This is a genomic window from Paenarthrobacter ureafaciens (assembly GCF_004028095.1).
Lineage (GTDB): Bacteria > Actinomycetota > Actinomycetes > Actinomycetales > Micrococcaceae > Arthrobacter > Arthrobacter ureafaciens.
Genome location: NZ_SBHM01000007.1, coordinates 1222059 through 1246625 on the forward strand (window position 1 = coordinate 1222059; position 24567 = coordinate 1246625).

At 63.5% G+C, this 24567-nt stretch carries 23 protein-coding genes and 2 pseudogenes; 5 read left to right on the plus strand and 20 right to left on the minus strand.

The window, feature by feature from the left end; translation table 11 throughout:
• Window positions 1–26 precede the first annotated feature (26 nt).
• From AUR_RS09950 to AUR_RS10005, 12 genes are all read right to left on the minus strand, one after another.
• Complete coding sequence (locus AUR_RS09950; RefSeq protein ID WP_062098785.1) at window positions 27–752, minus strand: SDR family oxidoreductase; 726 nt, start codon at window positions 750–752, stop codon at window positions 27–29.
• On the minus strand, window positions 749–1441 hold the full coding sequence (locus AUR_RS09955) for a TetR/AcrR family transcriptional regulator (protein WP_062098787.1): 693 nt from the start codon (window positions 1439–1441) through the stop codon (window positions 749–751). The genes AUR_RS09950 and AUR_RS09955 overlap by 4 nt, the downstream gene beginning before the upstream one ends.
• The gene (locus AUR_RS09960) at window positions 1438–2274 is read right to left on the minus strand and encodes an ABC transporter ATP-binding protein (RefSeq protein WP_062098789.1); all 837 of its coding nucleotides are present in this window, start codon (window positions 2272–2274) and stop codon (window positions 1438–1440) included. The genes AUR_RS09955 and AUR_RS09960 overlap by 4 nt, the downstream gene beginning before the upstream one ends.
• Window positions 2264–3037, minus strand: coding sequence for an ABC transporter permease (locus AUR_RS09965; RefSeq protein ID WP_062098791.1), 774 nt, complete (start codon window positions 3035–3037; stop codon window positions 2264–2266). Before AUR_RS09965 ends, AUR_RS09960 begins: the two co-directional genes overlap by 11 nt.
• Window positions 3034–3864 carry an ABC transporter permease gene (locus AUR_RS09970; RefSeq protein WP_241650899.1) on the minus strand — a complete coding sequence of 277 codons (831 nt, stop codon included), beginning with the start codon at window positions 3862–3864 and terminating at the stop codon, window positions 3034–3036. Before AUR_RS09970 ends, AUR_RS09965 begins: the two co-directional genes overlap by 4 nt.
• 104 nt (window positions 3865–3968) lie before the next feature.
• Window positions 3969–4964 (minus strand): ABC transporter substrate-binding protein, encoded by a 996-nt coding sequence (locus tag AUR_RS09975; RefSeq protein ID WP_062098793.1) that lies wholly within the window; start codon window positions 4962–4964, stop codon window positions 3969–3971.
• Between the two features lie 121 nt (window positions 4965–5085).
• On the minus strand, window positions 5086–6729 hold the full coding sequence (locus AUR_RS09980; RefSeq protein ID WP_062098795.1) for a bifunctional 3-(3-hydroxy-phenyl)propionate/3-hydroxycinnamic acid hydroxylase: 1644 nt from the start codon (window positions 6727–6729) through the stop codon (window positions 5086–5088).
• Entirely contained in the window at window positions 6726–7478 is a 753-nt protein-coding gene (locus tag AUR_RS09985; protein ID WP_062098798.1) for an HpcH/HpaI aldolase family protein, read from the minus strand. Before AUR_RS09985 ends, AUR_RS09980 begins: the two co-directional genes overlap by 4 nt.
• Window positions 7475–7927 (minus strand): nuclear transport factor 2 family protein, encoded by a 453-nt coding sequence (locus AUR_RS09990; RefSeq protein WP_021473265.1) that lies wholly within the window; start codon window positions 7925–7927, stop codon window positions 7475–7477. The genes AUR_RS09985 and AUR_RS09990 overlap by 4 nt, the downstream gene beginning before the upstream one ends.
• Window positions 7920–8720, minus strand: a complete 801-nt coding sequence (locus AUR_RS09995; protein ID WP_062098801.1) for a 2-keto-4-pentenoate hydratase — start codon at window positions 8718–8720, stop codon at window positions 7920–7922. The genes AUR_RS09990 and AUR_RS09995 overlap by 8 nt, the downstream gene beginning before the upstream one ends.
• Window positions 8720–9580 carry an alpha/beta fold hydrolase gene (locus tag AUR_RS10000; RefSeq protein WP_062098803.1) on the minus strand — a complete coding sequence of 287 codons (861 nt, stop codon included), beginning with the start codon at window positions 9578–9580 and terminating at the stop codon, window positions 8720–8722. The genes AUR_RS09995 and AUR_RS10000 overlap by 1 nt, the downstream gene beginning before the upstream one ends.
• Window positions 9577–10518 (minus strand): 3-carboxyethylcatechol 2,3-dioxygenase, encoded by a 942-nt coding sequence (locus AUR_RS10005; protein WP_062098806.1) that lies wholly within the window; start codon window positions 10516–10518, stop codon window positions 9577–9579. Before AUR_RS10005 ends, AUR_RS10000 begins: the two co-directional genes overlap by 4 nt.
• 186 nt (window positions 10519–10704) lie before the next feature.
• Here AUR_RS10005 and AUR_RS10010 point away from each other — a divergent pair, with 186 nt between their 5' ends.
• Window positions 10705–11739 (plus strand): LLM class flavin-dependent oxidoreductase, encoded by a 1035-nt coding sequence (locus AUR_RS10010; RefSeq protein ID WP_062098808.1) that lies wholly within the window; start codon window positions 10705–10707, stop codon window positions 11737–11739.
• A 45-nt stretch (window positions 11740–11784) separates the two neighbouring features.
• On the opposite strand, the gene AUR_RS10015 is transcribed toward AUR_RS10010, so the two are convergent.
• Window positions 11785–12708 carry a LysR family transcriptional regulator gene (locus tag AUR_RS10015; protein WP_021473270.1) on the minus strand — a complete coding sequence of 308 codons (924 nt, stop codon included), beginning with the start codon at window positions 12706–12708 and terminating at the stop codon, window positions 11785–11787.
• Window positions 12709–12867: 159 nt separating this feature from the next.
• Between AUR_RS10015 and AUR_RS10020 the strand changes: the two genes are divergently transcribed.
• A complete protein-coding gene (locus AUR_RS10020) occupies window positions 12868–13191 on the plus strand; it encodes a CBU_0592 family membrane protein (RefSeq protein WP_021473271.1) in 324 nt (107 codons plus the stop codon).
• A gap of 11 nt (window positions 13192–13202) precedes the next feature.
• Here AUR_RS10020 and AUR_RS10025 read toward each other — a convergent pair whose 3' ends face one another.
• Window positions 13203–13403, minus strand: coding sequence for a hypothetical protein (locus tag AUR_RS10025; protein ID WP_021473272.1), 201 nt, complete (start codon window positions 13401–13403; stop codon window positions 13203–13205).
• Between the two features lie 152 nt (window positions 13404–13555).
• Between AUR_RS10025 and AUR_RS10030 the strand changes: the two genes are divergently transcribed.
• Together AUR_RS10030 and AUR_RS10035 are read left to right on the plus strand one after the other, a co-directional pair.
• Window positions 13556–16090, plus strand: a complete 2535-nt coding sequence (locus tag AUR_RS10030) for a CHAT domain-containing protein (RefSeq protein ID WP_062098810.1) — start codon at window positions 13556–13558, stop codon at window positions 16088–16090.
• Window positions 16087–16434: a CU044_2847 family protein gene (locus AUR_RS10035; protein ID WP_021473274.1), complete on the plus strand. Its 348-nt coding sequence runs from the start codon at window positions 16087–16089 to the stop codon at window positions 16432–16434. Before AUR_RS10030 ends, AUR_RS10035 begins: the two co-directional genes overlap by 4 nt.
• An 88-nt stretch (window positions 16435–16522) precedes the next feature.
• Here AUR_RS10035 and AUR_RS10040 read toward each other — a convergent pair whose 3' ends face one another.
• On the minus strand, window positions 16523–17809 hold the full coding sequence (locus AUR_RS10040) for a DDE-type integrase/transposase/recombinase (RefSeq protein WP_062095146.1): 1287 nt from the start codon (window positions 17807–17809) through the stop codon (window positions 16523–16525).
• 192 nt (window positions 17810–18001) lie between these two features.
• Between AUR_RS10040 and AUR_RS10045 the strand changes: the two genes are divergently transcribed.
• A complete protein-coding gene (locus tag AUR_RS10045) occupies window positions 18002–18508 on the plus strand; it encodes a universal stress protein (protein WP_021473275.1) in 507 nt (168 codons plus the stop codon).
• A 311-nt stretch (window positions 18509–18819) separates the two neighbouring features.
• Here AUR_RS10045 and AUR_RS10050 read toward each other — a convergent pair.
• The 5 genes and pseudogenes from AUR_RS10050 to AUR_RS10070 all read right to left on the minus strand — a co-directional run bounded on the left by AUR_RS10050 (window position 18820) and on the right by AUR_RS10070 (window position 24306).
• Window positions 18820–20204, minus strand: a pseudogene (locus tag AUR_RS10050) (GntP family permease).
• A 22-nt stretch (window positions 20205–20226) separates the two neighbouring features.
• The gene (locus AUR_RS10055; RefSeq protein ID WP_062098812.1) at window positions 20227–20862 is read right to left on the minus strand and encodes a bifunctional 4-hydroxy-2-oxoglutarate aldolase/2-dehydro-3-deoxy-phosphogluconate aldolase; all 636 of its coding nucleotides are present in this window, start codon (window positions 20860–20862) and stop codon (window positions 20227–20229) included.
• A pseudogene (locus tag AUR_RS20780) lies at window positions 20859–22513 on the minus strand (N-acyl-D-amino-acid deacylase family protein). The gene AUR_RS10055 and the pseudogene AUR_RS20780 overlap by 4 nt, the downstream one beginning before the upstream one ends.
• Window positions 22514–22520: 7 nt before the next feature.
• Window positions 22521–22754 (minus strand): hypothetical protein, encoded by a 234-nt coding sequence (locus AUR_RS10065; protein ID WP_479680823.1) that lies wholly within the window; start codon window positions 22752–22754, stop codon window positions 22521–22523.
• A 238-nt stretch (window positions 22755–22992) separates the two neighbouring features.
• Window positions 22993–24306: an LssY C-terminal domain-containing protein gene (locus AUR_RS10070; protein ID WP_062098816.1), complete on the minus strand. Its 1314-nt coding sequence runs from the start codon at window positions 24304–24306 to the stop codon at window positions 22993–22995.
• Window positions 24307–24567: the final 261 nt, after the last annotated feature.

Sequence of the window (24567 nt, forward strand, 5' to 3'; positions counted from 1 at the left end):
AAAGCCTTTCTTTCAGGTGCCGGCTCCTACACGGAGCGCGACGAGCCACCATCCACGCGGATGTTCTGGCCTGTGATGTAGCTTGATTCCCCGCTCGCGAGGAACCGGATAACGCGGGCCACTTCCTTGGAGCTGGCAGCCCTGCGCAGCGGGATCCTGGTGGTCCATTCAGCCGGTACGGTGCCGGGATCCTCCTTGGTAAAGCCCGGGAGGACGTTGTTCATTCGGATTCCGGACGGCCCGTACTCGTCGGAATACAGCTTGGTGAACGAGCCCAGCGCGGCACGGAACGTGCCGGACACCGGGTAGTTCGGGTTGGGTTCAAAAGGGGAACTGGTGGAAACGTTCACGATCGATCCCCCGCCGGCAGCCAGCAGGTGGGGAGTGACAATCCGGGCCAGGCGGATGACGTTCATGAGGTACATCTCGTACCCTTCGAGCCACTCGTCGTCGCTGATCTCAAGCACCGGCTTCCTGGCCGCGTGGCCGGCACTGTTAATGACGACGTCGATCCTGCCGTAAGTCTCCAGCGCCAAGTCGGTTATTGACTGCAGGTCCGCAACGGAACGGTTCGAACCAACCGCACCCACCCCACCGAGGCTTTGCGCCAACTCCATGGCACTGCCGGACGGCGAAAGGGCAGCAATTTTGTACCCGTCATCGGCCAGCGCCCTGGCAGCAGCGCCTGCGATCCCGCGGCCACCGCCAACCACCAGCGCAACTTTGACTGACGTGTCCGCCGGTGGGTTCACTGCTTGTCCTCCGCCGCCCCTAGCTCGGCGTAGTGCTGGACGAGCTTGTCCATGGCGAGCGCAGAGAGCTCGGCCGCTTCGGCAAAGTCGATCTCGTCTCCCGCGGAGGCCGAGATGTAGAAGCCGTCCGTCAGGGCGCGGCCCAGCATGACTACTTTCCGGGCAAGGTCCGGCTTGACGCGCAGGGCCGCTTCCGGAAGCCCCGGAGTGACGGCCTCAACCATGAGCTCGTACATCTGCTCACGCACTTCGAGGTATTTCTGGCGGGCCGCGTTTCCTGCCAGCCGCTTCTCCAGCGCGAACAGCAGACCGATGATCCAGAACGCTTCCTGCGCATTGGCAGGATCGGCTGAGTTCGCTGCCGAACCCGCAATGCTCGTGCGGAGGATGACTCTGTTTTCCGGGCCGCGGTGGCGTGTCTGCCAGTGTTCGAAGCAGTAGTCGATCAGTGCCGCAAAGAGGCCCTCTTTGTTTTCGAAGTGCCAGTAGACGGAACCGATCGGCAAACCGGCAACCCGGGCCACCTCGGCCATGGTGGTGCCTTCATAGCCCACTTTCACGGCCAGTTGGAGCACGGCCTCAAGGATGGCGCGTTCGTTTTCCGGTGTGGACTGGTGGACCCGGCGACGCTTGCCGGTCTCGGTCTTGCCGTTGTTGCTGCTGACGTCCGCGGCTGCCCTCGGGCTCATGCGTGCAACCCATCGCGCGCGCTCATCCGTTCGCCGCCAGGGTTGGTCTTGGCGAACTGGACCTCCTCGTACACCTGATGGCGCAGTTCACCGAAGCGGTGCAGGGAGCGCGTGTCAGCCTGGCTGCGCTCATCAGGGAGGTCAATGTGGATATCGGCCTGGACAATAGTGGGCGAGCTGGACAACACCAGGACGCGTTCGGCCAGGTACACAGACTCGTCGATGTCGTGGGTCACGAAGAGGATGGTCATGTCCAACCGCTTCCAGACGTCACGGACCAGGTCCTCCAGCTCTCCACGGGTTTGCGCGTCCACTGCCGCGAAGGGCTCGTCCATGAGCAGGACGCTGGGGTTGGAGGCTACGGCCCGGGCAATCGCGACGCGCTGCTGCATACCGCCGGAGAGCTGCCACGGGTAGCTCTTGGCAGCGTGGGACAGGGTAACTGCCTCAAGCGCTTCCTTGACCCGCGCCTTCCGCTCAGCCTTGGGTACGCCGGAGGTCTTGAGCGGCAGCTCGACGTTGTCCTCGACGCTCAGCCAGGGGAAGAGGCTGCGGCTGTACTCCTGGAAAACCACGGCCATGCCCTCGGCGGGCCCGGAGACGCGCTTGCCGTCCAGCACCACCTCCCCGGATGTTGGATCCAGGAGACCGGCGATGCATTTGAGCAGCGTGGTCTTTCCGGAACCGGAAGGTCCTACCAGGCAGGCGAACTCGCCGGCGTGGAGATCGAAGGTCAGGGACCGTACGGCCTCCACCTCGTTGCGCGTGCCTGCACCGTAGACCTTGCGCACTTGCTGGACACTGAGCCGGATATCCGACTTGTTAGCCGTCATTGGAGGCCTCCTTCAGACCGTAGTACCATCCCAGAACCCGCTTCTGGATTGCTTGGAACACCACCGAAAGCAGCACTCCTATGATCCCCAGGAGAAATATTCCGCTCCACATTTCGGGGATCGCGATGCGGTTCTGGAAGTTAATAATGGAGTAGCCAATACCGTCGGTCGACGCGAACATTTCCGAGACGACCAAGAGGATAAGTCCCACGGCAAGGCTATGCCGGATTCCGGCCATGATGAGCGGCATCGCTCCCGGCAGTACCAGGTAGCGGATGCGGTCGAAGCCGCGGAGCCGGTAGACGAGAGCCGTATTCTTCAGCACTTCGTCGAGGGACCGTACGCCTTCGATCGTGTTGAGCAGGACAGGCCAGAGGCAGCCCAGGACGATCACAGTGATCTTCATCGTGTCATTGATGCCGATGAGCAGGAGCAACACCGGGATGAGGATGGTTGAAGGCACTGCCCGGATGAACTCCAGCAGGGGTTCCAGGAACCAGCGCAGGGTGCGTGAGAGGCCGATGGCGATGCCCAGTGCCACCCCGAGTACCAAGGAGACGGCAAGGCTGATGAGAAGTCGACCCATGCTGGGTACGACGTCGGTGAAGAACTTCTCGCTGAACCACACGTTGACGAACGTGGTGGCCAGTTTGTCCGGCTTGGGGACGAAGAAGTTGGCTCCCTGGGCTGTTGCTGCCCACCAGATGCCGATAAGGATGACCGGGAGGCCCAGCCACATGCCCAGGCGTTTGAGGACGATCATGCCGCCACCTCCGAACGGACCGAGCTGTGCCAGAAGAGCACCTTGCGCTCGATGAAGCGGAAAATAAGGTTCACCAGGATGCCCAGGAGACCGGATGTCAGGATCAGGGCGATCATCGCCGGCGGGTTGTCGTTTAGCTGGGCCTGCGCCACCGCCCGGCCAATTCCGGGCGTACCGACGATGAGTTCGGAACTGATTGCCAGGATCAGGGCCACCGTAGCAGCCAGGCGGATGCCGGTCATCAGGTACGGCAGAAGCGTCGGCAAGACCAGGTGCCGTACCCGCTGGAGCCACGTCATCCGAAGGGTCCGAACGGTGTCGTCCGCCACCTTGTCAATGTCCGTGATGCCGTACATCACTTGGATCATCACAATCCAGAAACAGCCATAAATCACAATCAGGAGTTCGGCCCCGATGCGCGGTCCAAACAACAGTGCGGCCAGGGGGATGAGTCCAACAGCAGGGATGGGACGCAGGAACTCCACCGTGGTGTGCGTCGCAGCGCGCAGGAAGCTGCTCGAACCGATGAGCAAGCCAACTGCGAGACCACCCAGGGTGGCGATTGTCAGCCCAAGGAACCAGGCCCACATTGTCTGGCCCACGGTAAGCCAGAACGCGGTGAACGTGAAGTTTGTCAGGAAGGTGGGAATGACCACCGAAGGTGGTGGCAGGTGGTGCTGGCTGACTGGGCCAAAGGCTGAGTAGAGTTCCCAGACGAGGAGTGCCGTCAGGATGCCGACGACGCCCAGGACGTAGGGTCCCACAGCAGTCCACCGGGCAGCACGACGCACTCTGTGCTCCCGCGCAGGCAGGGTACTCACAGCCACGCTGCTCAGGGTTGGAGTTTGCGTTTCCACGGTTTTTGTTCTGCTCTCATTTGTGCGATCGGTTGGCGGTCGGGGCCGCCGGGCGGCGGCCCCGACACCTTCAGTTACGGCTTCCAGATCACCTTGGCCACATCGGGCTCGGCGTTGACGATGCCGTACTTGACGAGCAGATCCGCGAACAACTGGATCGTCTCCTGCGAGATATCCGGGCTGTAGAGCGAGAGCTGGGCCTTCTTTGCAGCGGCCGGATCAGTCCCCAGGGCGGCCGGCATCGCGTCGCGGATCAGATCATTGTTTTCAGTCAGGAAAGGCAGGGCCTCCTTCATGGCTTCAGTGAACCGCTTGACCTTGTCCGGATCGCTTTCCACCAGTTTGCCACTGGAGATGGAGACCAGTTCGTTCTCACCCAGGCCGGTGTCGTGGATGAAGTCACTAACCACCCGGCCCCCCTTGGAAACTACCTGCTGGATGAACGGAGAACCTGCCATGCCGGCGTCGATCTGGCCCGCTTCAATCTGGGCTGCAACTTCCGGGAAGGACAGCTGGACGAACGTCACCTTCTTGGGGTCGCCGCCGTCCTTCGCTACCGCTTCACGGATGCCGATCTCGCCGATGCCGCCCAAGGCGTTGACGGAAACCTTCTTGCCTTCAAGGTCACGGGCGGTCTTGATGGTGGACGAGGCACCCACTACTACGGCAGTGGAGTCTTCCACGATCTTGGGATCGTTTTGGGTGACACCTTCAACGATCCGGACATCGAGCCCCTGGGTGGTGGCCGTCAGTGCCGTCACGGGGCTTGCCAGCATGAAGTCCAGGTCACCGGTTGCCAGCGCGGGGAGCTGTGCCGCGCTGCTGCCTGCACCCACCACCAGTTGCAGGTCGATTCCATGCTTTTCGAAGAAGCCTTTGTCCTTGGCAACCTGGAAGGCTGCCACGGTGTTGGACGGGAAGATGCCGTAGGTGACCTTGGTCAGGCCCCCGGAGCTGCTGCCACCCGCAGCGGGGGTGCTGCCGTCAACAGATCCGGCTGCGCAGCTACTGAGCGCCAGTGCCAAGGCTACGGCGCCGATGGCCGCTGCGCGGGTTTTCTTGATGTTCATGGATTCGCTCTCCCTTGAGTGAACGCTGCGCGGGCTTTTGCCTGCCGTCTTCAGCGACGAGTTGCAGCAACAGTATTTGTGGATAACGCCTTTGTCAATGGATTATGCATTCTTAGATTTATTATGCGTTCTGTGGCTCAAAAGTGACAGTCGCCACACTGAAAACTTTCTCCAGAACATCGCTGAGCTCCTGCGCCAAGCACTCTGCGGCCACCACATGGTCCGGCCGCACGATGATTGCCGAGAAAGGCCTCTCGTCAAACCAGGACTTCAAAACGCCGCTCTCGTCGCCCACAACGCGGACTCCAGGTGCAGCAGCATCTTTGGCCCACGGCAGCTGCGTAGCCGGCACCGCGTGCACCAGGACGCCGCCAAGCCTTGCGAGCTTGTCCGCGGCGGCCTCGCTCACGAAAGCCGTAGGATCGTTGTTCCAGACCACCACCCGCCAGCCTTGGCCGGTGGCGTCGTCCAGCAGGACCGACTTGCCGTCCTCATTGCGGACTGTGGGCTGCGGGAACAGCGTTCCCACCGTACGCGGCGCGTCCTCCCTGTCCGGCAGTGACTTCCACGTGGGAAGCTTCGACGGGACCACAATGCCGTGATCGTACTTCGGCATCGGCTTGTAGCCCTGGCTGTTCAGGCGTGCGCGGGCCCTGGGGAGCCGATCCACCACGGCAGCGGCCATATCGCGGACAGCCGTGCGCAGCTTGTTGTGGTCCGTGACCAGGTTCGCCATGTTCAGTGACAACGCCACCATGGCCTTCACGTGCTCCCGACGCTCGTCTTCGTAGGAATCGAGCAACCGGTCGCTGGCTTTGCCTTGGACGACGGCCGCGAGCTTCCAGCCAAGGTTCAGGGCATCCCGGATACCGGAGTTCCACCCTTGGCCAGCCACAACCGGCATGACGTGGGCGGCATCGCCCGCCAGAAGGAAACGCCCCACCCGGAACTTTTCCGCGACGCGGGCATGATGGGCATAGACCCGACGGCGGATGATGTTCAGGCGCGCGGGATCGGGGACGTGGGGCGCGAGGAGGGAGAAGACGAACTCATCATCCTCGGCCACCTCTTCGGTTTCCCCTTCAAACAGCGTGAACTCCCAGCGCCGGATACCGTGGGGCAGGCTGAGGGTTGCGTAGCCGCGGCTTGGATCTCCGCCAAATACCGCGTGCGGGGTGCCGATTGGATCGTTCGCGACGTCGATCACGAGGCCGCGCGTCGATCGTGTTTCACCGTCGAACTTGAGCCCCAGGTGCTGACGGGTCAGCGAGCGGCCGCCGTCGCAACCCACGACGTAGCCGGCCGTAACCCGCTCCTCACCGGTGGGCGTGCTGACGGTGGCGGTGACGCCGTCGGAATCCGACTCGAAAGCCTCCACCCGGCAACCGAAGCGCACCTCTACATGGGGGTACCGCGCCAGGCCTTCCAGCAGGGCCTTATCAACCAGCGGCTGGATGAAGCCGTTCCTTCGGGGCCAGCCGAATTCACGGGTAGTGGGGTTGATTTCCGCCAGTATCTTGCGGTCACCGTTGACGATCCGGATCTTCTGGTCCGGCACCGTGTGCGGCAACACCTTGTCCACCAAACCGATGGTCTGCATGGTCCGGAGTGCTTCGTCGTCAATGCCGACCGCACGCGGGTAGTCAATGAGTTCATTGCCGGCCTCGAAGACCACGGTGCTGACGCCGAACTGGCCAAGGAGGTTGGCCAGGGTCAACCCGACCGGACCGGCCCCGATGATAATTACGTCCTTGCGGTCGCTCATGCTGTGCCCCTCAGGGTCTTAATGGATTCCTGTGCCGCACGGCTAAGGAATACGAGGTCGATGCCGAGTCCGACGTAGTCGACGAGTTCCCGGTCAAGAAGGTCGGCTGCGTAGGTACCGGAGCTCGAATAGATGCCCAGGGTCACGCCGTGTTCCCTCGTCAAGGCAGCCAGGTGGACTATCGCGTCGCGGACAGGTCCGTCTTCCCAGTCGCCCCTGCCCGGAAGACCGAAGGACACTGCCAGGTCCGCCGGTCCGATGTAGATCGAGTCAAGGCCCGGAGTCGTGACGATTTCTTCCGCGTTCTTCAGGCCGGCCACCGTTTCGATCTGCGCGACGGTGGACACTGCGCGGTTGCCGGCCTCGGTGTAGGACTCTCCCTTATATAGGGCAGGCCTGCTGGGACCGAGGCTACGGTTGCCCACGCCGGGGTACTTGGTGGCCTCCACCAGCATGCGCGCCTGTTCGCCCGACTCGATGGTCGGAGCGATGATGCCGCGGGCACCGCTGTCAAGGAGGCGAAGGATGGGGGCCGGATCAAGGCTTCCTACCCGCGCATAGGTATATGCGGAATCACGGGGTGCTGCCCGCAGCATGGTGCAGGCAGCTTCGAGCCCCACTTCGCCGTGCTGCAGGTCGACCACAACGCCGTCGTAGCCGGCAGCGAGCGCCCACTCCGTGACGGCGAGGGAGGAAAGGGCCTGGTGCAACAATGCCGGCGGCCGGCCGCCGCGGCTATCCCACTTCATTTCGCGGCGCTTTCCGTCAGGCGCTTGGCGTGTGCGGCAGCGTTCATTCCGCCGAAGATGGGGTTGATCTCGCGCCGCGCGATCTTCCACTCGCCGTCCACCTCACGGTAGACCTCCCGGAACTCACCAACGCTGGCAGGCATGAGCGGGTTCTCGGAGGAATCCCGGAACGTCAGGTACTGGGTCCAACCGTGCAGTTCCTCCCCTACCCATTCCAACCGGATGCCGCCGATGAGGTGGCGGCCCACCACTCCGGTGACCTTGGCGCGACGTTCGCCCCAGGCCTTGATGGCGTCACGGCCATCCATGTCACCCAGGGGACCCGTGGATACAGCGTCTTCCGTGTAGAGCTCCCAGGTTGTATCCGCTTTGCCGTGATCGAGCCGCCACAGCAATTCCGCGACGAGCGCCTCGATGGCCACGCGGGTTTCAATCGTCACCTTACGCATGGACAGCCTCCGTCAGGTGCGCGACCACGTCTCCGAACCCGTGCGAGTACTTCGCCGTGTACGTAACGTTGGGATCCCAGTCCACGATCAGGCCGATGGATCCGGAGAGCAGGATCTCTCCAGCGCGAAGGGGCTTGCCGATCCGCAGCGAGGTCTCTGCCAACCACTGGACTGCATTGATGGGATCACCCATGACGTTTGCGCCAACACCGCGCGTCAATTCTTCATCGCCCCGGTAGAGGACCATCTCCACCTGCTTGAGGTCCACCTCACCGTAGGGGATGCGAACCGGACCCGTAACGATTCCTTCGCAGGCGGCGTTGTCGGCAATCGTGTCCACGATCCCCATCTTGTAGCTGTGGTAACGGTTATCCACCAGTTCCATTGCAGGCGTCACATAGTCGATCGCTGCCTCCACGGATGCCAGATCGGTATCCAGGATGTCCGACTTCAGGACGAAAGCCAGCTCGGCTTCGATCTTCGGGTGGAAGTACGCCGACGCGGGCCGCTCAACGGGGGACTCGAAGACCATGTTGTCGAGGATGATGCCGTAGTCAGGCTCGTCCACGCCGGCGCGCGCCTGGACCACGGGATTGGTCAGGCCGACTTTCCGGCCAACACGACGGCGGCCTTCCGCAGCTTCGCGCTGCTGGGTGACGAGCTCGGAGATTCGGTAGGCCGCGTCCTTGTCCTTCTCCGGCAACCTGTGGCGAACGAACTCGATAGGGGTGCGCGTCGTCCGCGCCTTGTAGAGATCTTCAGCGATCTCCGTAATGATGTCCGACATCTGCATCAGGCCTTTCTGCTGAGGAAGTCGAGTGCTTTTTCGTTGAAAGTGCTGGGATCCTCCCACTGCGGCCAATGGGCGGCGTTGCGGATCAGCGCGAACTCGCCGTCCGGAATTGCCGCCGCCAGGGTCTCGCCCGTTGCCACGCCGCCGGTCGGCTCATGGTCCGTCCACACCAGCAGGGCCGGCACCGGGATTGCAGCGTAGTCTTCCTTGGTCACCTGGTTCCGGGCACGGATATCCGGCACCTGGAGCGCCATGATGTGCTCCATAGAGGTGATGAAGCCCGGCCGTCCGTAGACGGCGCGGCGGACTTCCACCAGTTCATCCGTGATCTGTTCGGGATCATGGATCACCACTTGGAGCCGGGCCTTGACGTTCTCGTAGCTGGGATCCTCCACGGCCTTGCGGCTCACCGGGCTGACACGGTCCATGGACTTGGAAGCCACCATGCGACCGCCAGGAGCACTCAGGACAATCGTGTGCAGGCGCTCGGGGTGGTGTGCGGCGAACTTGATGGCGATCCACCCGCCGAGTGATTCACCCAGGAGGTGCACTTTGTCCAAGTCGAGCACGTCCAGCAGATTCAGGAGGTGTGCCTCGTAGTCAGGGATCTCGAGGTCGGCTTCAGCCAACGTTGAATACCCGTGTCCGGGGTAGTCGTAGCCGATCACCCTGTACTTTTGCGCCAGGGCGCGGATGTTATGGGTCCACGCTTCGATGTGCCCGCTGGTGCCGTTAAGGAGGACGAGGGTCTGCTCTCCTGCGCCTACGGTCAGGACGCGCGTCCGCCATGGTCCCACCTGGACGTATTCGAGGGTGTGGGGGAGATCGGCGATCTCAGCCCACATGGTTGCCTGCCTCATGCGTTCCGGGGGATGGCAGCTGTGATGCCGAAACCGGCGCCCCAGGTCTTGACCGGCCAGTAGCGGTCCACAACCATGCTGTAGTCGCCCGCCGTCGACAATGCGCTGTAGGCCGCGATCCAGGAACGCATCTCATGCGCCGCACTGCCGCCTTCGGCAATGAACTGGTCATTGTCCCAGCCGTCGACGTCGGTCAATGCCCCTGAACGGAACACCTTCATCAGTTTCTGGTCCCATTCCTCATTAAGGGGAGCGCTGGACCTCAGGCCATCGGCAATCGCCTGGATGCCCTCGATGATCTTTCCTTCGCGGGCAGCCCGGTCTTCTTTCGACGGCGAATAGGAGACCAAGCGCTGCTGGACGGGTTCGGGCGAGCCGTCGTACTCGGGAATCGGCGGGTTGTGGGAGAGTCCGCCGGAGGCCACAAGGAGAACACGCTTATCCAACTGCTGGGCAGCGCGGCCCAGGGCTTCACCCATCAGGCGGATGCGGGCCATGGGGGTGAGTGGCTTGCCGATCGCGTTCACGAACACGGGAACGAACGGGTTGGTGAAGCCCGAGCCGTACAGGAATTCCAGCGGCTGCATGACGCCGTGGTCAACTTCGAGGCGCTCCGAACGGGCGATGTCGATTCCCTGGGCAATGGTCAGCGCGTGCAGTTCCCGGGCGGTCTCGGAATCGACGGGGAGGGTGCCTTCACCCGTTCCGTAGTCCCCGACGCCCACGGCCTGAGCACCAATGGCGAACGGGGGCATCATCGAGTACAGCACACCGTTGAAGTGGTCCGGGCCGAAGATGACCGTGACATCCGGGGCGAAGTCCTCCACGAACGAGCGAACCTCTGCCAAGGCTTCATTGATTTCCGCGAAGATCGTTCCGCCGGGATCGACGTTTCCAAATGATGGCGCGTGTGACAACGCGGCAAGCGCAAGCGACATTGCTTTCCCTCTCAGTGATCTCGACCACATCAGGTCGTTCCCTAGAGTGTAGATTCTAGATTCGTCATTTTGCAATAGGCTGAGGGAAATCGACGGCCGATCACATGAGGTAACCTCCCGCCGTCGTCACGGGGATCGGAGCCTATTCTGGGGAAGTAGCCGCCTGTAGAGAGCCGAAGGAAGCCCATGCCCAGTCCCGATCGCCCCCTCCGAAAGCTTGGATTCCTCACCATCGGCCTGTTCGATCCCACTGACCCAGCGGCCGGCCACCGGTCCACACTGGAGATCATCGAGCTCGGCGAGCGCCTGGGGTTCGACAGCGCCTGGCTGCGCCACCGGCATCTGCAGTTCGGGATCTCATCACCGGTGGCGGTGATGGCAGCGGCCAGCCAGCGCACATCAAGGATCGAGCTCGGAACCGCGGTGACACCGCTGGGCTGGGAGAACCCCTTGCGCTTGGCTGAGGATCTGGCCACCGTGGATCTGCTCAGCGGCGGACGCATCAATCCGGGCGTCAGCGTGGGGGAACCGATGACGTACAGCACTGTCAAGCACGAGCTCTACCCCGACTCCGCAGACACCGAGGACTTCAGTTACGCACGGGTGGAACGGTTTGCCCGGTTGGTAGCCGGGGACAAGGTGCGGGAGTTCTCCGGCAAGCAGGGTGTTGTGGAGGAGTTCTCCAACCGGGTGGAACCGCACTCTCCCGGACTACGGGACCGTCTCTGGTACGGAGCAGGCAGCTCGAAGTCCGCCGCGTGGGCCGGCGAGCACGGTTTCAACCTGCTCTCCAGCAGCGTCATTTTCCCGGACAAGGACCAAGCCCCGTACTTCGCCGCGGTTCAGCAGGCGCAAATCCGTGCTTTCCGCGACGCAGCGGCGCGCGCCGGACACGCAAACGCCCGGGTCTCGCAGGGCCTGGTGGTCATCCCCACGGACTCTGCCTCAACAGCCCAGCGGGAGAAGTACCAGCGTTACGTGGACGAGCGCACTCCGCGCACACTCACTCCGCAGGGACCACGCGGGATGGTGTTCGCTGCGGACATTATCGGCTCCAGCGACCAGATCGCGGAGCAGCTGTACGCGCACGGGGGCTTCCAGGAAGTCGACGAGGTAGCGTTCGCACTGCCTTTCAGCTTCGACCACGAGGACTACGTGCAGATCCTCACGGACATCGCGGAGAAACTCGGACCGGCTTTGGGCTGGGCTCCGGTCTACTGACGAACAGCTCCTAAATTACGACGGCGGACCGGTCACCCGGGCGGCTCAGGCGCCGGAACGCGTGTCGAACTGAGCCGCAGATTCCCTGAGCAGGCGGGCAACCGTGTCCACGGGCAGGCTCGTCGGCTTCTTCCTGTCGAAGCGCCGAAGTGCGATGTGCCGGGTACCGAGGCCCGGCACATCCAGGATGTCCACTTGGTCATGGACGACGCCGGTCAAAGCCAAAGTGGGCACAATCGCCACACCTTCCCCGGATGCGACCAGGGCAAGGGCGGTGAGCGTATCCACATATTGATGCACCGTCTCAATCCGCACTCCCGTGGAATGGCGGAGGCGCCCCAGCACGGCGCTGTTCGCGGCGGACTGCTCAACTCCCAGCCAGGGCAACGGGAGGCGGCTGAGGTCGATGGCTTCAGTGGCCAGCAGTGAGCCTGCGGGAACAACCAGCTTCCACGGTTCATCCAGCAGGGGCTCCTGCACCATGCCGGCCGCGAGCGGACGCTGCTCGGCCGCCGTCGAGTCCTGCTCGATGACCAGCGCGTCAAGCTGCCGTTGCCGCAGCAGCCGCATGAGGGGCGGGAAAGCGTCCTCAACGATTTCAATCTTCAATTGCGGGTACTGGCTGCGCCACTCGGGAAGCCGCGGGATCACCACGGTCCGCATGAAACTGGTGAAGCCGCCAATTCGAACGACACCCGCAACCTTGGCCTCGCCCTCCATCCGGGCACGCGCAACATTGAGCGCCCGTTCGATCTCTTCGCCGGCTTCTGCCATCGCCAATCCAGCGGGTGTCAGTACCGAGCCCTTGGGGGTCCGCTGCAGCAGGGCCTGTCCCACTTGGTGCTCAAGTTTGCTGAGTTGCTGTGACACAGCCGACGGCGTGATCCGTAGTTCATCGGCGGCTGCGAGCACCCCTCCGGTGCGCGCCACAGCAAGCAAAACAAGGAGTCGGCGCGGGTCCATATCCATGTTAAGCAACTCTAAATACCGGCTTCAGAAGATTGCAATTGATCTAAACCAGAACGTGCCCCAATATTTAGTTCATAGCCGCAAGTTCCACTTCTTCGCGGCCCCTCCTCTACTGCGAACGCCCCTGTTTGCGTGCGCCTAAAATACGGAAGGATTCCAATGGAACTGCTCTGGGAAATGACCGGATGGGCCGGCGCAGCGGCGATGCTCGGTGCCTACTTGGCAGTGTCCATGGGTTGGCTGAAGCCTGGACGCAACTTCCAGGTCGTCAACCTGTTTGGATCCTGCGCATTCATCATCAACGGCACACTGCATGGGGCCTGGCCGTCAGTGGTGACCAACGTGGCTTGGTTCGCCATTTCCGCCGTCGCGCTTTACCGCATGCGGGAGAAGAAGCCGGCAGCCGCCGTCGTCGTTGAGGTACCAAGCCGTGCGCCGGAAACCGGCGCGCAGCTGATTGTTCCGGGAGCACAAGCCGCCTAAGGCGCGTTTCCTCAGTCCACAAACTCCGACTGCGTCTCGATGAAGTCCCAGTCCGCCGCCGTCAATCCCCCGCTGAGACTGTCCTGATGCGGTCCACCGGCTTCGGCAATGTGTTGCAGGACCTCCAGGGGAAGTTCCTCGGCCCGCAGGTTTTCCCGCAACCATTCCTTGCTGTCCAGGTGAAGATCGAGCCACCACATGAAGATTTCCATCGCACGCCGCCTTCCGTCCACTCATCGCCAAGTGAGACCACGGATTAACGGTAGGCCGGGGCCGGTGCGCCTACAAGGACCAGCTGGTAAAACCCCTTGTAAGGAGCCTCCGTCGGGGTCAATCTGTACGTAGGAACCACGAGGGACCCGCGATGGATTGTGACATCGAGCTGGAGATCGGCACCGGCTCAACACGCGGTGAGTACACGGTGCACGTGGTCCGTGCACCGGCGGGAGGCCACGCATCAGGCCGGTTCACCCTTGACATCGACGGCATCCAAGGCAGGCTCCCCCAGCTGGAAGCCACCGTCCTTGCCTCCGCCGTAGCGGCCCGGAGAACACTCCCTGTTGCCGAAGTCGCCGTTCGGGAAGTTGGCCAGCAACTGTTCCAAGCGCTGTTCACCCGTGAGGTGTACGGCACTTACCGCGCCAGCCTGGGCGCAGCGCAGCATGCCGGCCAACAACTCCGCGTGGTCCTGCGGCTGGCTGCCCCCGAGCTGGCCACCATGCCGTGGGAAACGCTGTTCGACCCCGAAACGGAAACCTACCTCTGCCAGACCGAGCCCCTGCTCCGGCACATCCCGGCCCCGGACTACAACCAGAACCCGTTGGATGTCGCCCCGCCGCTGCGGATCCTCGGCATCGTCGCCTCGCCCCGCGACCTCCCCGCCCTCGACGTCCAGGCGGAGAAGGACCATCTGGCCCAGGCTCTGGCGGGTCCTGGCGATGAGGGCCGCGTGGAACTCGTCTGGACCAGGAGCGGCACGTGGGATGACGTCCAGTCAATGCTCCTCGCCGGACCATGGCACGTGGTCCACTTCGTTGGACACGGCGACTACGACTCCCGCACGGATGAGGGCCGCATCGCGCTGGTGGGCAACGACGGCCGCGCCGCGATGGTCCGCGCCGTCAGGCTGATGGCCCTCCTTAGCGTGGCCGCTCCCCGGCCGCGCCTGGTGGTGTTGAACTCGTGCTCCTCGGGTGAGATGGGACAGACGGATCTCTTCTCCGGCACAGCCTCGGCCCTGGTCAGGAGCGGCATCGGAGCTGTGGCAGCCATGCAGTTCGCCATCAGCGACTCCGCCGCCATCGCCTTTGCACACGGCTTTTACGCGGCCATTGCAAACGGCCGCACAGTGGACGAAGCCGCCCGGATCGGCCGCATTTCCGTCATGGCGAGCCCCGACGGCACTCTCGAATGGGTCACGCCCGCACTGTACGTCCGCGGCGGTTCAACGCAACTGTTCTCGCTGCAGGGCACCCCGAGCGGGCGGCCCCCGGCGGAACGCACGACGCCGACAAGGGCCTCGGGCGGTCAGTCCGCCTCCGTGTCGTCCGCTTACACAGCCATCCCCCACGAGTCAGTCCTCCCAGCCGACTCCCCGGGTCCCGCAACCACCAAACCACTGCCGGAAAGCGAAACCGCGCGGGCAACAACCTCCGGCACGGACCTGGACCAAGTCCGGCGGAGGGCGCAACTGCGTGCCTTGTATGTGGAGGCGTCGGCCGAGCTGCGGGCCAAACACTACGAACAAGCGCTCGAATCCTTCAACGACCTCCTGACCCTGGAGCCCGGTTACCGGGATGCTGTGGCTCTCAGGGACACCGCAAGCAGGCGGCTCACTGAAGAACGGGCCTACCGGGACGCCACGGCTGCGGAGGAATCCGGGGATTGGATTGCAGCAGCAGAAGGCTTCGCGAAGCTGCTGGACAGCCCCCAGTACCCGGACGCTGCGCGGCGCAAGGAAGGCTGCGAGCGCAAGCAACGCATCTCCGACCTCCAAGGAGAGCTCCGCTACCACCACTCCAAAGGTTCGTGGGAGGCGGTGATCGATGTCGCCAAGGAGCTCAGGACCCTCGATCCGGGGGCCGCGGATCCGGACGGTCTCACCACCGCAGCGAAGGCGGAGCTCAGTAAGGCCGCCCCGGAGAGCGCCGCGGAGGATATCGCGGACGAAGAGCGCGGATCCTACACCGCAAGCGATCTCCCTGCCCTTAAGAGGCAGGCCGGCGCCCAACCCAAAGAGAAGGCACCTGGGCTCGTGCCGCCGTCGGGCCCTGACGAACCGGTGTGGAAACCGGCCCGGCGGCCACACCTGCCTCTCGCCGGCGCCACCATCGCCTGGGCGGGTGCAACGTTGGCAACCGCCGGCGGTGTGGGCGCCGGCTTCGTGGTGTTCTTCATGTGGTTCGACCAGAATTACTGGCAGGACAACGGCGGCGACATCGTGCTCCGCATCGTCTACGGCGTGGTCACGGCGTTCGGCTATCTGCTACTCGTGATCGCCGGCCTTCCGGATCGGTCAGCGCAGGGACGGCTGGCGATGACCTGCCTGGTGGTCTCGCAAGGCGTGTTCGGACTGGCCGGACTTAACTACACGGTTGAGGTAGCCGCCGTCATCGGCAGCTTTGCCGTTGCGGGTTCCGGACTCTGGGCCGGAGTGCTTGCCATGAAGTATCCCGCGCAGCAGACGATGGCCTGGCTTCTGCTGTTGCCTACCGTCCTGCTGCCCATCATTTGGATCCAAGGGAAGGGCGTGTTCCTGGTGAGTTGGTACATGTCTCAGGCGTTGCCGTTGCTGTTGCACCTGATCCTGCTGTGCGGGGCTGGTATCGCTTTCCTTGTCACTGCACAGCGCACCGCGAGCGTCGGGGGCGTGGGCATGGTCATCAAGGACGCGTCATGAGCCGCTTGGTTGAGTTCGCCACGGACGACGGCGGCACCGTGGTTGTGGAGGTGGCCAGCACGGCCGGGAGCTTGGTGACCAGGGGCGGGGATCACGCAGCCGAGCATTCGGGGGTATTTGCCCGGGCCCAGCAGACGTTCCAGCGGGCGCTCGAGCACGTCAGGCCGGCAGTCCAAGGCGTCATCGACGAACTGCTGAGCTTGGAGAACCGGCCGGATGAGGTGAGTGTGGAGTTCGGCATCGACCTCCATGCCGAGGCCGGCGCATTCATTGCTTCGGCAAGCACGGCGTCCAACTTCAAGGTCCGCCTCACGTGGAACAAGCCTCCCAACCCTCCCAACTAGGTCGCAATAGTGCGCGTTTTGAGCGCCTGTCATGTCTCATGACCTTGTAGACACTTCATGTCTCATGACTTCGTGGACGGTTGTTGTCTCACGACTGTGTGGACACTTCGTCTTGGGACTTTGTTTGTCGGCCTCTGCGGGGCGGGTACTTTGTTCGTTTCTTGCGGGTGCCTTGTGGGTCTGCGACGACTCCTGAGGGTTTTCCGTTGCCGACGTAGGTGGTTCCGTGCGGAGGTCTGGGGTGAGTGATGATCTCGGTGCCTTGTGCTCCGAAGAACATGATGGTGGTGTCGTCGTAGATGATGTGCACGGTGGTGCCGGTGTGTTCTTTGCCCATTTTGAAGTGGGTTCCTAGGATCGTCACGGACCCGTTCCGGTTCACTGTTCGGTGCGCGCTTTGCCTGTCCGTTGCGGGCGTGACTTGCTCAGGAACGGTTGGCGGGGGCGTTTTCGGGGTGGCGTTCCAGGCCTCATAGGGCGTCGTTCCCGCGGGTAGGCCTTGATGTTCGCGTTCGTTGTTGTAGTAGAGATCGAAAGCGTCGACCTGCAGTTGCAGGGCAGCCATTGAAGGGGCCGGGAGTTGCCTGTGCAGGTATCGGTGCAGGGTTTGGTGGAAGCGTTCGTTCTTGCCTTGGGTGGTGGGTTTGTAGGGTTTGCCCGTTATCGGTTCGATGCCTTTGGCTTTGAGGAACTCCACGAGGGCCCCGGTGCGGCCGCGGCGGGTGGGATTCAGTGCCGAGCCGTTGTCGGAAAGGAACTTCTGCGGTGCTCCGTGGCGTTCGATGGCCTGGGTAACGACGGCGATTGCGGCGGCGCTGGTTTCGCCGGGTGCGACCAGGGACGCCAGCGCCAAACGCGAATGATCATCGATGAGTTGGAAGATGGCTACCTTCTTGCCGCTGGCGAGCTGCCATTCGGTCGAGTCGATTTGCCAGCACGCGTTGGGTTGCGGATAGACGAACCTTTTGTAGGCGCTTCGAGGCTTCTTCCGCGGTTCGGGCATCACGACACCGGCCCGGGAAAAGATCCTGGCCACGGTGGCACGCGAGGGCGGTGTGAAGCCTTGTCGTGAGAGCTTCGCGATGACAGAAAGCGGACCGTGGTCCTGCCCGCTCTCCTGCAGTTCCGCCCGGGTACCGAGCAGCAACTCGATCATCGCCTGTGGGGTCAGGGCCGGCATGGTTCTTGGAATCGTGGGCTTTTTCTCCAATGCCTTCACCGGCCCCACCTCGGCAGCCGCCGCCCGGACCCGGTAGAACCAGGCCCGGGAGACATTGTGCTTCCTGCAGAACGCAGTAACCGCGCCTCTGGGCGAATCCTCGGACCACGTTGCCACAGCATGCCGGATCTTGATGTCCGGTTGGGGTTTGCTCATGCATAGCAGCAAACCCGCAAGCTAAGTGTCCACGATGTCCTGAGACAGAGTGTCTACGAAGTCATGAGACAGAACTGTCTATTAAGTCATGAGACTCCACACGCGTTTTGAGCGCCCATAACGCGCACAAATGCGACTCAGTTGGGGGACGGTCGGCCTGTTCAAGGGCACACTGCAGCGCAACAATAAGGTATGGCTGGCGAAGATTTCAGCGGACGCATTCCTTTGGTTGTAGGCGTGTTGCCGGATCAGCACGTGGAGGTCCTGCAGACCGCCCGGGCATTGGCTGAGCAGCTCGGCGTGCCCTTGGTCTGCGCATATGTGGACGAGGCAAGTTACCTCGTGGAATGGGATCCGTCGCGGGAGACCCACAGGATGTCTTTGCACCCGGAGAAGGACGACGAGGACGTGGCCGCCATCCGGAAGGGACTCGGCAAGGCAATCGCAGAAGCCATGGACGGCGGCTCGGCAGACTGGACGTTGCGACTGCTGGCGGGTGATCCGGCCCGGGCGCTGGGTCGGCTCGCCGAGGACATCAAAGCATCAATGATCATCGTCGGCACTCCCGAGCCCGGACTTGGGCACCGGATCTCCGAGGCATTGAACGGTTCGGTGGCCGCGTGGTTGAGCCACCACCAGCGCCGGCCGGTGTTGATCGTGCCGCAGAAAAAGCGGCCGGAAAACACCTCGGGAAACTAAAGCGAAAGTACTAATTCCAAGTGGTGGCAATGCTGTCACACCCAACGTAGAGTTGTTACTGCAGGTCAGCGTAAGCGCCTGCCACAAGGCTGCTCCGGAGTGCGTATCCCCCAATAACGCACTCCGGAGCTTTTGTTTAAGCCAATTTGTGCCGGGTGCCTTCCGGATCCGCGTGCCGCCACCACCTGCTTTGGGCGTGAAAATGGCCCCGACTGCCGCTCTCACGGCGTGTCGGGGCCATTCTGCTTTCAAAGTGGGTGGTGAAGGTACGGGCGAAAAGCACGACGGCGGCACCCACCAACCCGGGCGGCTTACCTCACGAACGTGTACAGCAGGGCCGCCATGCCGAAGCCCACAATGGACAGGACTGTTTCCAGGACGGTCCAGGTCTTCAGGGTGTCCTTCACTGACATGTTGAAGTACTTGGAGATGATCCAGAACCCGCCGTCGTTGACGTGGCTGGCGATGATGGATCCCGAGGAGATGGCCACAACAATCAGGGCGAGCTGCGGCTGGCTGTATCCGGAGGCGAGGCTCGGCGCGAGGATGCCACCGGTGGTCACGATCGCCACCGTGGCCGATCCCTGTGCGATGCGCATGCCGGCGCTGATCACGAAGGCCGAAAGGATGATGGGAAGGCCCGCCTGGGACAATGTGTCCGCAACAGCCTTGCCGACGCCGGTGGCTGAGAGGACGGCCCCGAAGAACGCGCCGGCACCGACCACCAGCAGGATCATGCCCACGGGCCGCAGTGAGGAACCGGTGATCTCGCTTAGTTCGGTGGCGGTCATGCCGCGGCGGATGCCCAGGAGCCACATGGCCAGGAGCACGGCAACGGTCAGCGCAATGGCCGGGTTGCCGAAGAACTGGAGGGTGTCGCGGAAGGCGCCGGCCGGGACGAAAATGTTGCCGAAGGTGCCGCCGAGGATGAGGATCATGGGCAGGCCGATGGCCAGGAGAACCAGGCCAATGGAGGGTTCGTGTCCGCGGGCAGTGTCCGCCTCCTCGATGATGCGGTCCTCGGGAACGTGGACCATCACACGCTTCCCGATCCACGTGCCCCACAGAATACCGGAGGCGAACCAAGCGGGGATGCCGCAGATGAGGCCCATGAGGATGATCCAGCCGAGGTCCACGTGGAACAAGCCGGCCGCAGCAACGGGTCCGGGGTGCGGGGGAAGGAAGGCGTGGGTCACGGAGAGGCCGGCCAGCAGCGGCAGGGCATACAGCGCGAGGGACTTGCCGCCGCGGATCGCCGCAACGTACACCAGCGGTGCGAGCACGAAGATGCCGATGTCGAAGAACACGGGATGCCCAGCACAAAGCCGGTGATACCCATGGCGAGCGGCGTTCCCTTCTCGCCGAAAATCTTCACCAGCCGGCCAAGGAGCACCTCGGCACCGCCGGACCGTTCGAGGATCGCGCCAAGGACAGTACCCAGGCCGATGATCACCGTGATGTGCCCGAGGATGCCGGCGAAGCCCTTCTCAATGAGGGCGTCGCTGCTCTTGGTGGCCGATCCCACCAGGGCCTCCACCGAGCCCACCAGGGCCACCAGCACGCCGGTTCCCACCAAGGCGATGAACGGTTCGAGTTTGACCTTGATGATCAGGAACAGCAGGAGCGCAATGCCGGCGCCTGCCAGGAGGAGCAGGCCGGCGGTATCGTTCCGCAGCCAGTCGAGGAATTCATTCATGGACGTGTCTTTCCGGGTAGTCCTACTTGAGGGTGCCTGTGAAGGCGGCGGCACGGGCCCCGATGTCTGCCCAGTCGCCGGCAGCAACTGCCGCGGGCGGTACCACGCTGGTGCCGCAGCAGACTGCGGCAGCACCGGCGTCGAGGTAGCTCTTGGCGTTGGAGGCGTCGATGCCCCCGGAGGGCAGCAGCCGGATTCCCGGGAAGGGTCCTTGCAGGTCCTTCAGGTACGCGGGTCCGAGCTGGCGGGCAGGGAAAATCTTGACGGCGGCCGATCCCAAATCGAGAGCCTGGGCCACCTCGGTGGGGGTCATGGCGCCGAGGCTGAACGGGACACCGGCGGCGGTTGCGACGGCGGCTACCTCGGGCCGAAGCCCGGGCGTCACCAGGAACTTCGCACCGGCGTCGATCGCAGCGCGCGCTTGGTCACCGGTCATGACCGTGCCGATCCCGACGGCGGCACCATGGTCCGCTGCCGTTTCCGCCGCGCGCTGGACGTGTTTGAGCACATCAGGCGTGGTGAAGGTCAGTTCGACGCTGCGGATGCCGCCGTCGGCCAGCGCCCGGCACAGCTCGGCAGCGTCCGTGATGGACGGCGCGCGGACCACCGCCAGGGTGCGGTCGACCTCGAGCTGATGGATGAATTCTTCGGGGGTCATTGCATTCCTTCTCGGTTGAATCCGGCTTCCCGGGTGAGGCCGTCACGGTGCCGACGGAGGGCTCGGCCGGAACGTGCGCCGGTGGGCCGGCCGCCGTCGATCGCAGCCGTTCCGTTGACGAACACGTAGTGGATGCCGCTGGCGGCTTGGCGGGTATTGTCGAAAGTGGCTTCGTCGCGGATGGTTTCCGGATCGAAAAGTACGACGTCGGCGGCGAACCCTTCGCGGATCAGTCCCCTGTTGCGGAGCTTGAGTCGTGCGGCAGGCCGGCCCGTCAGGTGGTGGACCATGTCCTCCACGCTCAGCAGTCCGAGGTCGCGTGAGTAGTGGCCGAGGTAGCGCGGGAATGTGCCCCACGCCCGCGGGTGGGGCTTGGCGCCGACCAACAACCCGTCGCTGCCGCCGGTGTGCGTGCGGTGCTTCATGATGGTTTGGACATTTTCTTCGTGGCCCACGTGCTGCAGGATGCCGGTGCCCAGGCGGTCATCGGTGAGGATGCGGGCGAACACATCGAACGCTTCCTCTCCTGTTTCCGCGGCGATGTCCTTGATGGTCCGGCCCACGAAGCCTGCGAGCGCAGGGTTTTGGACGCCGCTGATTTCCAAGGTGTCCCATTCGGCCACAACCCCGTGGCAGCCGTCCGAGCCATAGATCTCCACGGTTTCGCGGATGCGTGCCCTCGTGGCGGGGTCGGACAGGCGTGCCAGGGTTGCTTCGGTTCCTCCCGCGGATGCCCACCCGGGGAGGATCGCGCTCAGCGTGGTGGCGCCGGGAAGGTAGGGGTAGGTGTCCAGCGTGATGTCCGCACCGTCATCAAGCGCGGAGTCGATCAGGTCCAGGAGTTCCCCGGCACGGCCTTTGTTTTCGGCAAAGTTCATGGTTGCGTGGGACAGATGCAGGGCACATCCGCTGTGCCGGCTCAGGTCGATCATCTCGGCATAGGCGCCCAGGGCATTCTTGCCGTAGGAGCGGTGGTGCGGGGCGTAGAACCCTCCCAATTCACCGACAACCCGGCACAGTCCGGCCAGCTCTTCCGTTGTTGCGTACATGCCCGGGTGTAGGTGAGCCCGGAGGACATCCCCACGGCGCCTTCCTCCATCGCGGCGCGGACAACGTCCTGCATCCGCTGCTGTTGTTCCGGCGTGGGATCACCTTCGTCGAAGCCCATCACCATGGCCCGCACGGTTCCTTGCGGTACGAGGTAGGCGGCGTTGGTGGCGATCCTGCCGCCGGAATCTTCAGCGTCCAGGCGGTCCAGGTACTCGCCGACGCTGCGCCAGTTCCAGTCGAAATCCGCCGGGTTGCCGTACCAGCCGGCGATCTTCTCCCGGACGCCTGCCAATGTTGCGTCGTCCACGGGTGCGTAGGAGAGCCCGTCCTGGCCCAGCAGTTCAGTGGTGACGCCTTGGCTGAGTTTGGCGTAGTGGTCCCGGTTGACCAGCAGCTGGAGGTCGGAGTGGGCGTGCATGTCAATGAAACCGGGGCTCAGGACCAGGCCGTGCGCATCGATGACGCGATCCGCTCCGGCAGCGGTGAGGCTGCCGGCGTCGGCCACCTCCGCGATCACGGAACCGTCCAGCAGGACGTCCGCTGCACGGCGCTCCGCTCCGCTTCCATCCACCACCGTGGCGTTGCTGATGAGGGTCTTCATGGGATTCCTAGAAGAAGGTATGGATAAGGTCGACGACGGTCAGGTCGGCCGGGCTGCCAGCGTCGGCGCTGCTGCCGGTGCCGCTGCTGCCGTTGCCGCTGCTGCCGTTATCCGCCAAGACCGGAATGACGGTCCACTTGTCGAAGGCGGTGCAAGGATGTGAGAGGCCCAGTCGTACGACGTCCCCGGGTGTGACCGTGACGTTTGCGGGGTAGGCCATGAAGCAGTGCTGGTCGTTGATGGCCTTCCCTGCTGGCCTGCAACGGTGTCAGAACCCGGCACCCACGTTACGCACGACATCTACCAAACTGCCCTGCCCCTATCAGCGGTCTCCCAACACCCGCCAGCCCCGGTGACAACACTCTCAAGATCATCGATCAACAGAGCAACCCAATCATGCCGGAACCAACAGGCCAACACACCCACATCCTGCACCAGGAAACGGGCTACGAAAAAGGTAACGAGCAACGCCTGGCGGGTCAGGGGGTCAGGCGCTTCGGGGCCAATCCCGGCGGGACCGCGGGGACTCTCTGCCGCTTCGCATAGACCCGGGCGCGCTGGCTGGACAGGGCCAGGAGCACCAGGATGTCGGTGGCAAGGCCCGGAAGCCCGGCTTCGAGCGTGATGCTGGTGCTGCCCGTAGAAGCATCGATGGCCTGCACCAGAATCGATAGTGAACTCAGGCCCATCGCGATCACCCGGGCCGCATTGCTGCCCAGGAAAATCCGCCAGGCCAGGAAAACCTCCCCCAGCCCGAAGACCAACACAACGATCCCCAGGAACGTGAGCACCGCCGTCGTGGTTTCCGGATCGGCCGCACCGTCATCAAGGGTGACATCCGAGAAATCGCCTGAAGACGTCAACAACGCGACGGCGAGCGCGAGCGCCGCAACCGCCCTGACCACCACAAGGGCAGCGCCCACAATGGTTGGTGCCGGACGGCGGTCGCGGCTGTCCGTGTTCTTCGGTCCGTCGGCTTCCTCGACGGGAACCCCACGGGCGTCGACGACGGGAAGGTCGCCGTCCGTGGAAATGGAATCGCCGCCACCATTGCGCGAGTGGTACCCCGTTGAAAAGTCCTTGATCACGTGGACGCGGACGGCGGGTTCGGCTTCGGAGACTGTCCGGACGATGTGGTCACGTTCGACGTCGGTATTCTGTTCAATCTTGTGGGTGATCTGAAGCGTGAACAGGGAAAAACCCACGCTGCGGTCGTAGGTTCCGGCGGCAAGCCAATCCACTGTGTGGCCGCCGGGGAGCATCCACCCGTCGGGGCAGCGCCAAAAGCGGACGTGATGCCGTTTGCCGGGATTATTGTCCACCTCCTGCTGGTAGGCGAAGTCCTGCTGGCGGTCGAAGAGGTAGAGGGGACTAACCGGTGCCTGGGTGTAGCTCTGGCGAAGGATGGTTGAACTGATGATGCGGCGGCTGCTGGCAAAGGTGACATCGTCCGCGATGGTCCAGCCCGCGCGGTGCATGATGGCATGGATCTGGCGTTCGGCACCGAGGAGGGCAACGTTCACGGGGTCCCCGAGGAGTCCGTCACTGGTGCGGGCCCGGCCGATGAAGTAGCCCGGAACGTAGATCGTGGTCAGGATCCGGTGGAGTCGGGGAAGTAACAGGTATGCCAAAAAGGCCCAGAAGAGGAACCAGGACCACAGTTGTCCCCAGCCAAGCTGGAAGCTCTCCCCCGCCAGCAGGAAGGCCAACCACACCGCCGATGCCCCGGCCAGGACAAAGAAGGCGTGATCTATCCAGCTGTCACCAGGCTGTTGCTCCATTGCCTTGTACATCGGCCCCCTCCGAAATATCACACATCCGGTTCGTGCTCATGTCACGCCCCTTAAGCTTGGTCCGCGATGCCTTATCTGTACACAATCAGCCAGTATTCGGCACGGGTTCGACAAACGTTGAGGTGCTCCGACTAGCATGAATACTCCCGGGCTGCCCGGGTACGTGTCCTCTTGAGCAAGCCCTCGGAAGGCCGGCGCCAAGTGCGTGGGCCGCGTAAAGGAGAAGACTGTGCAGGAGCCGAAAGTCAGCGACGATGTGTC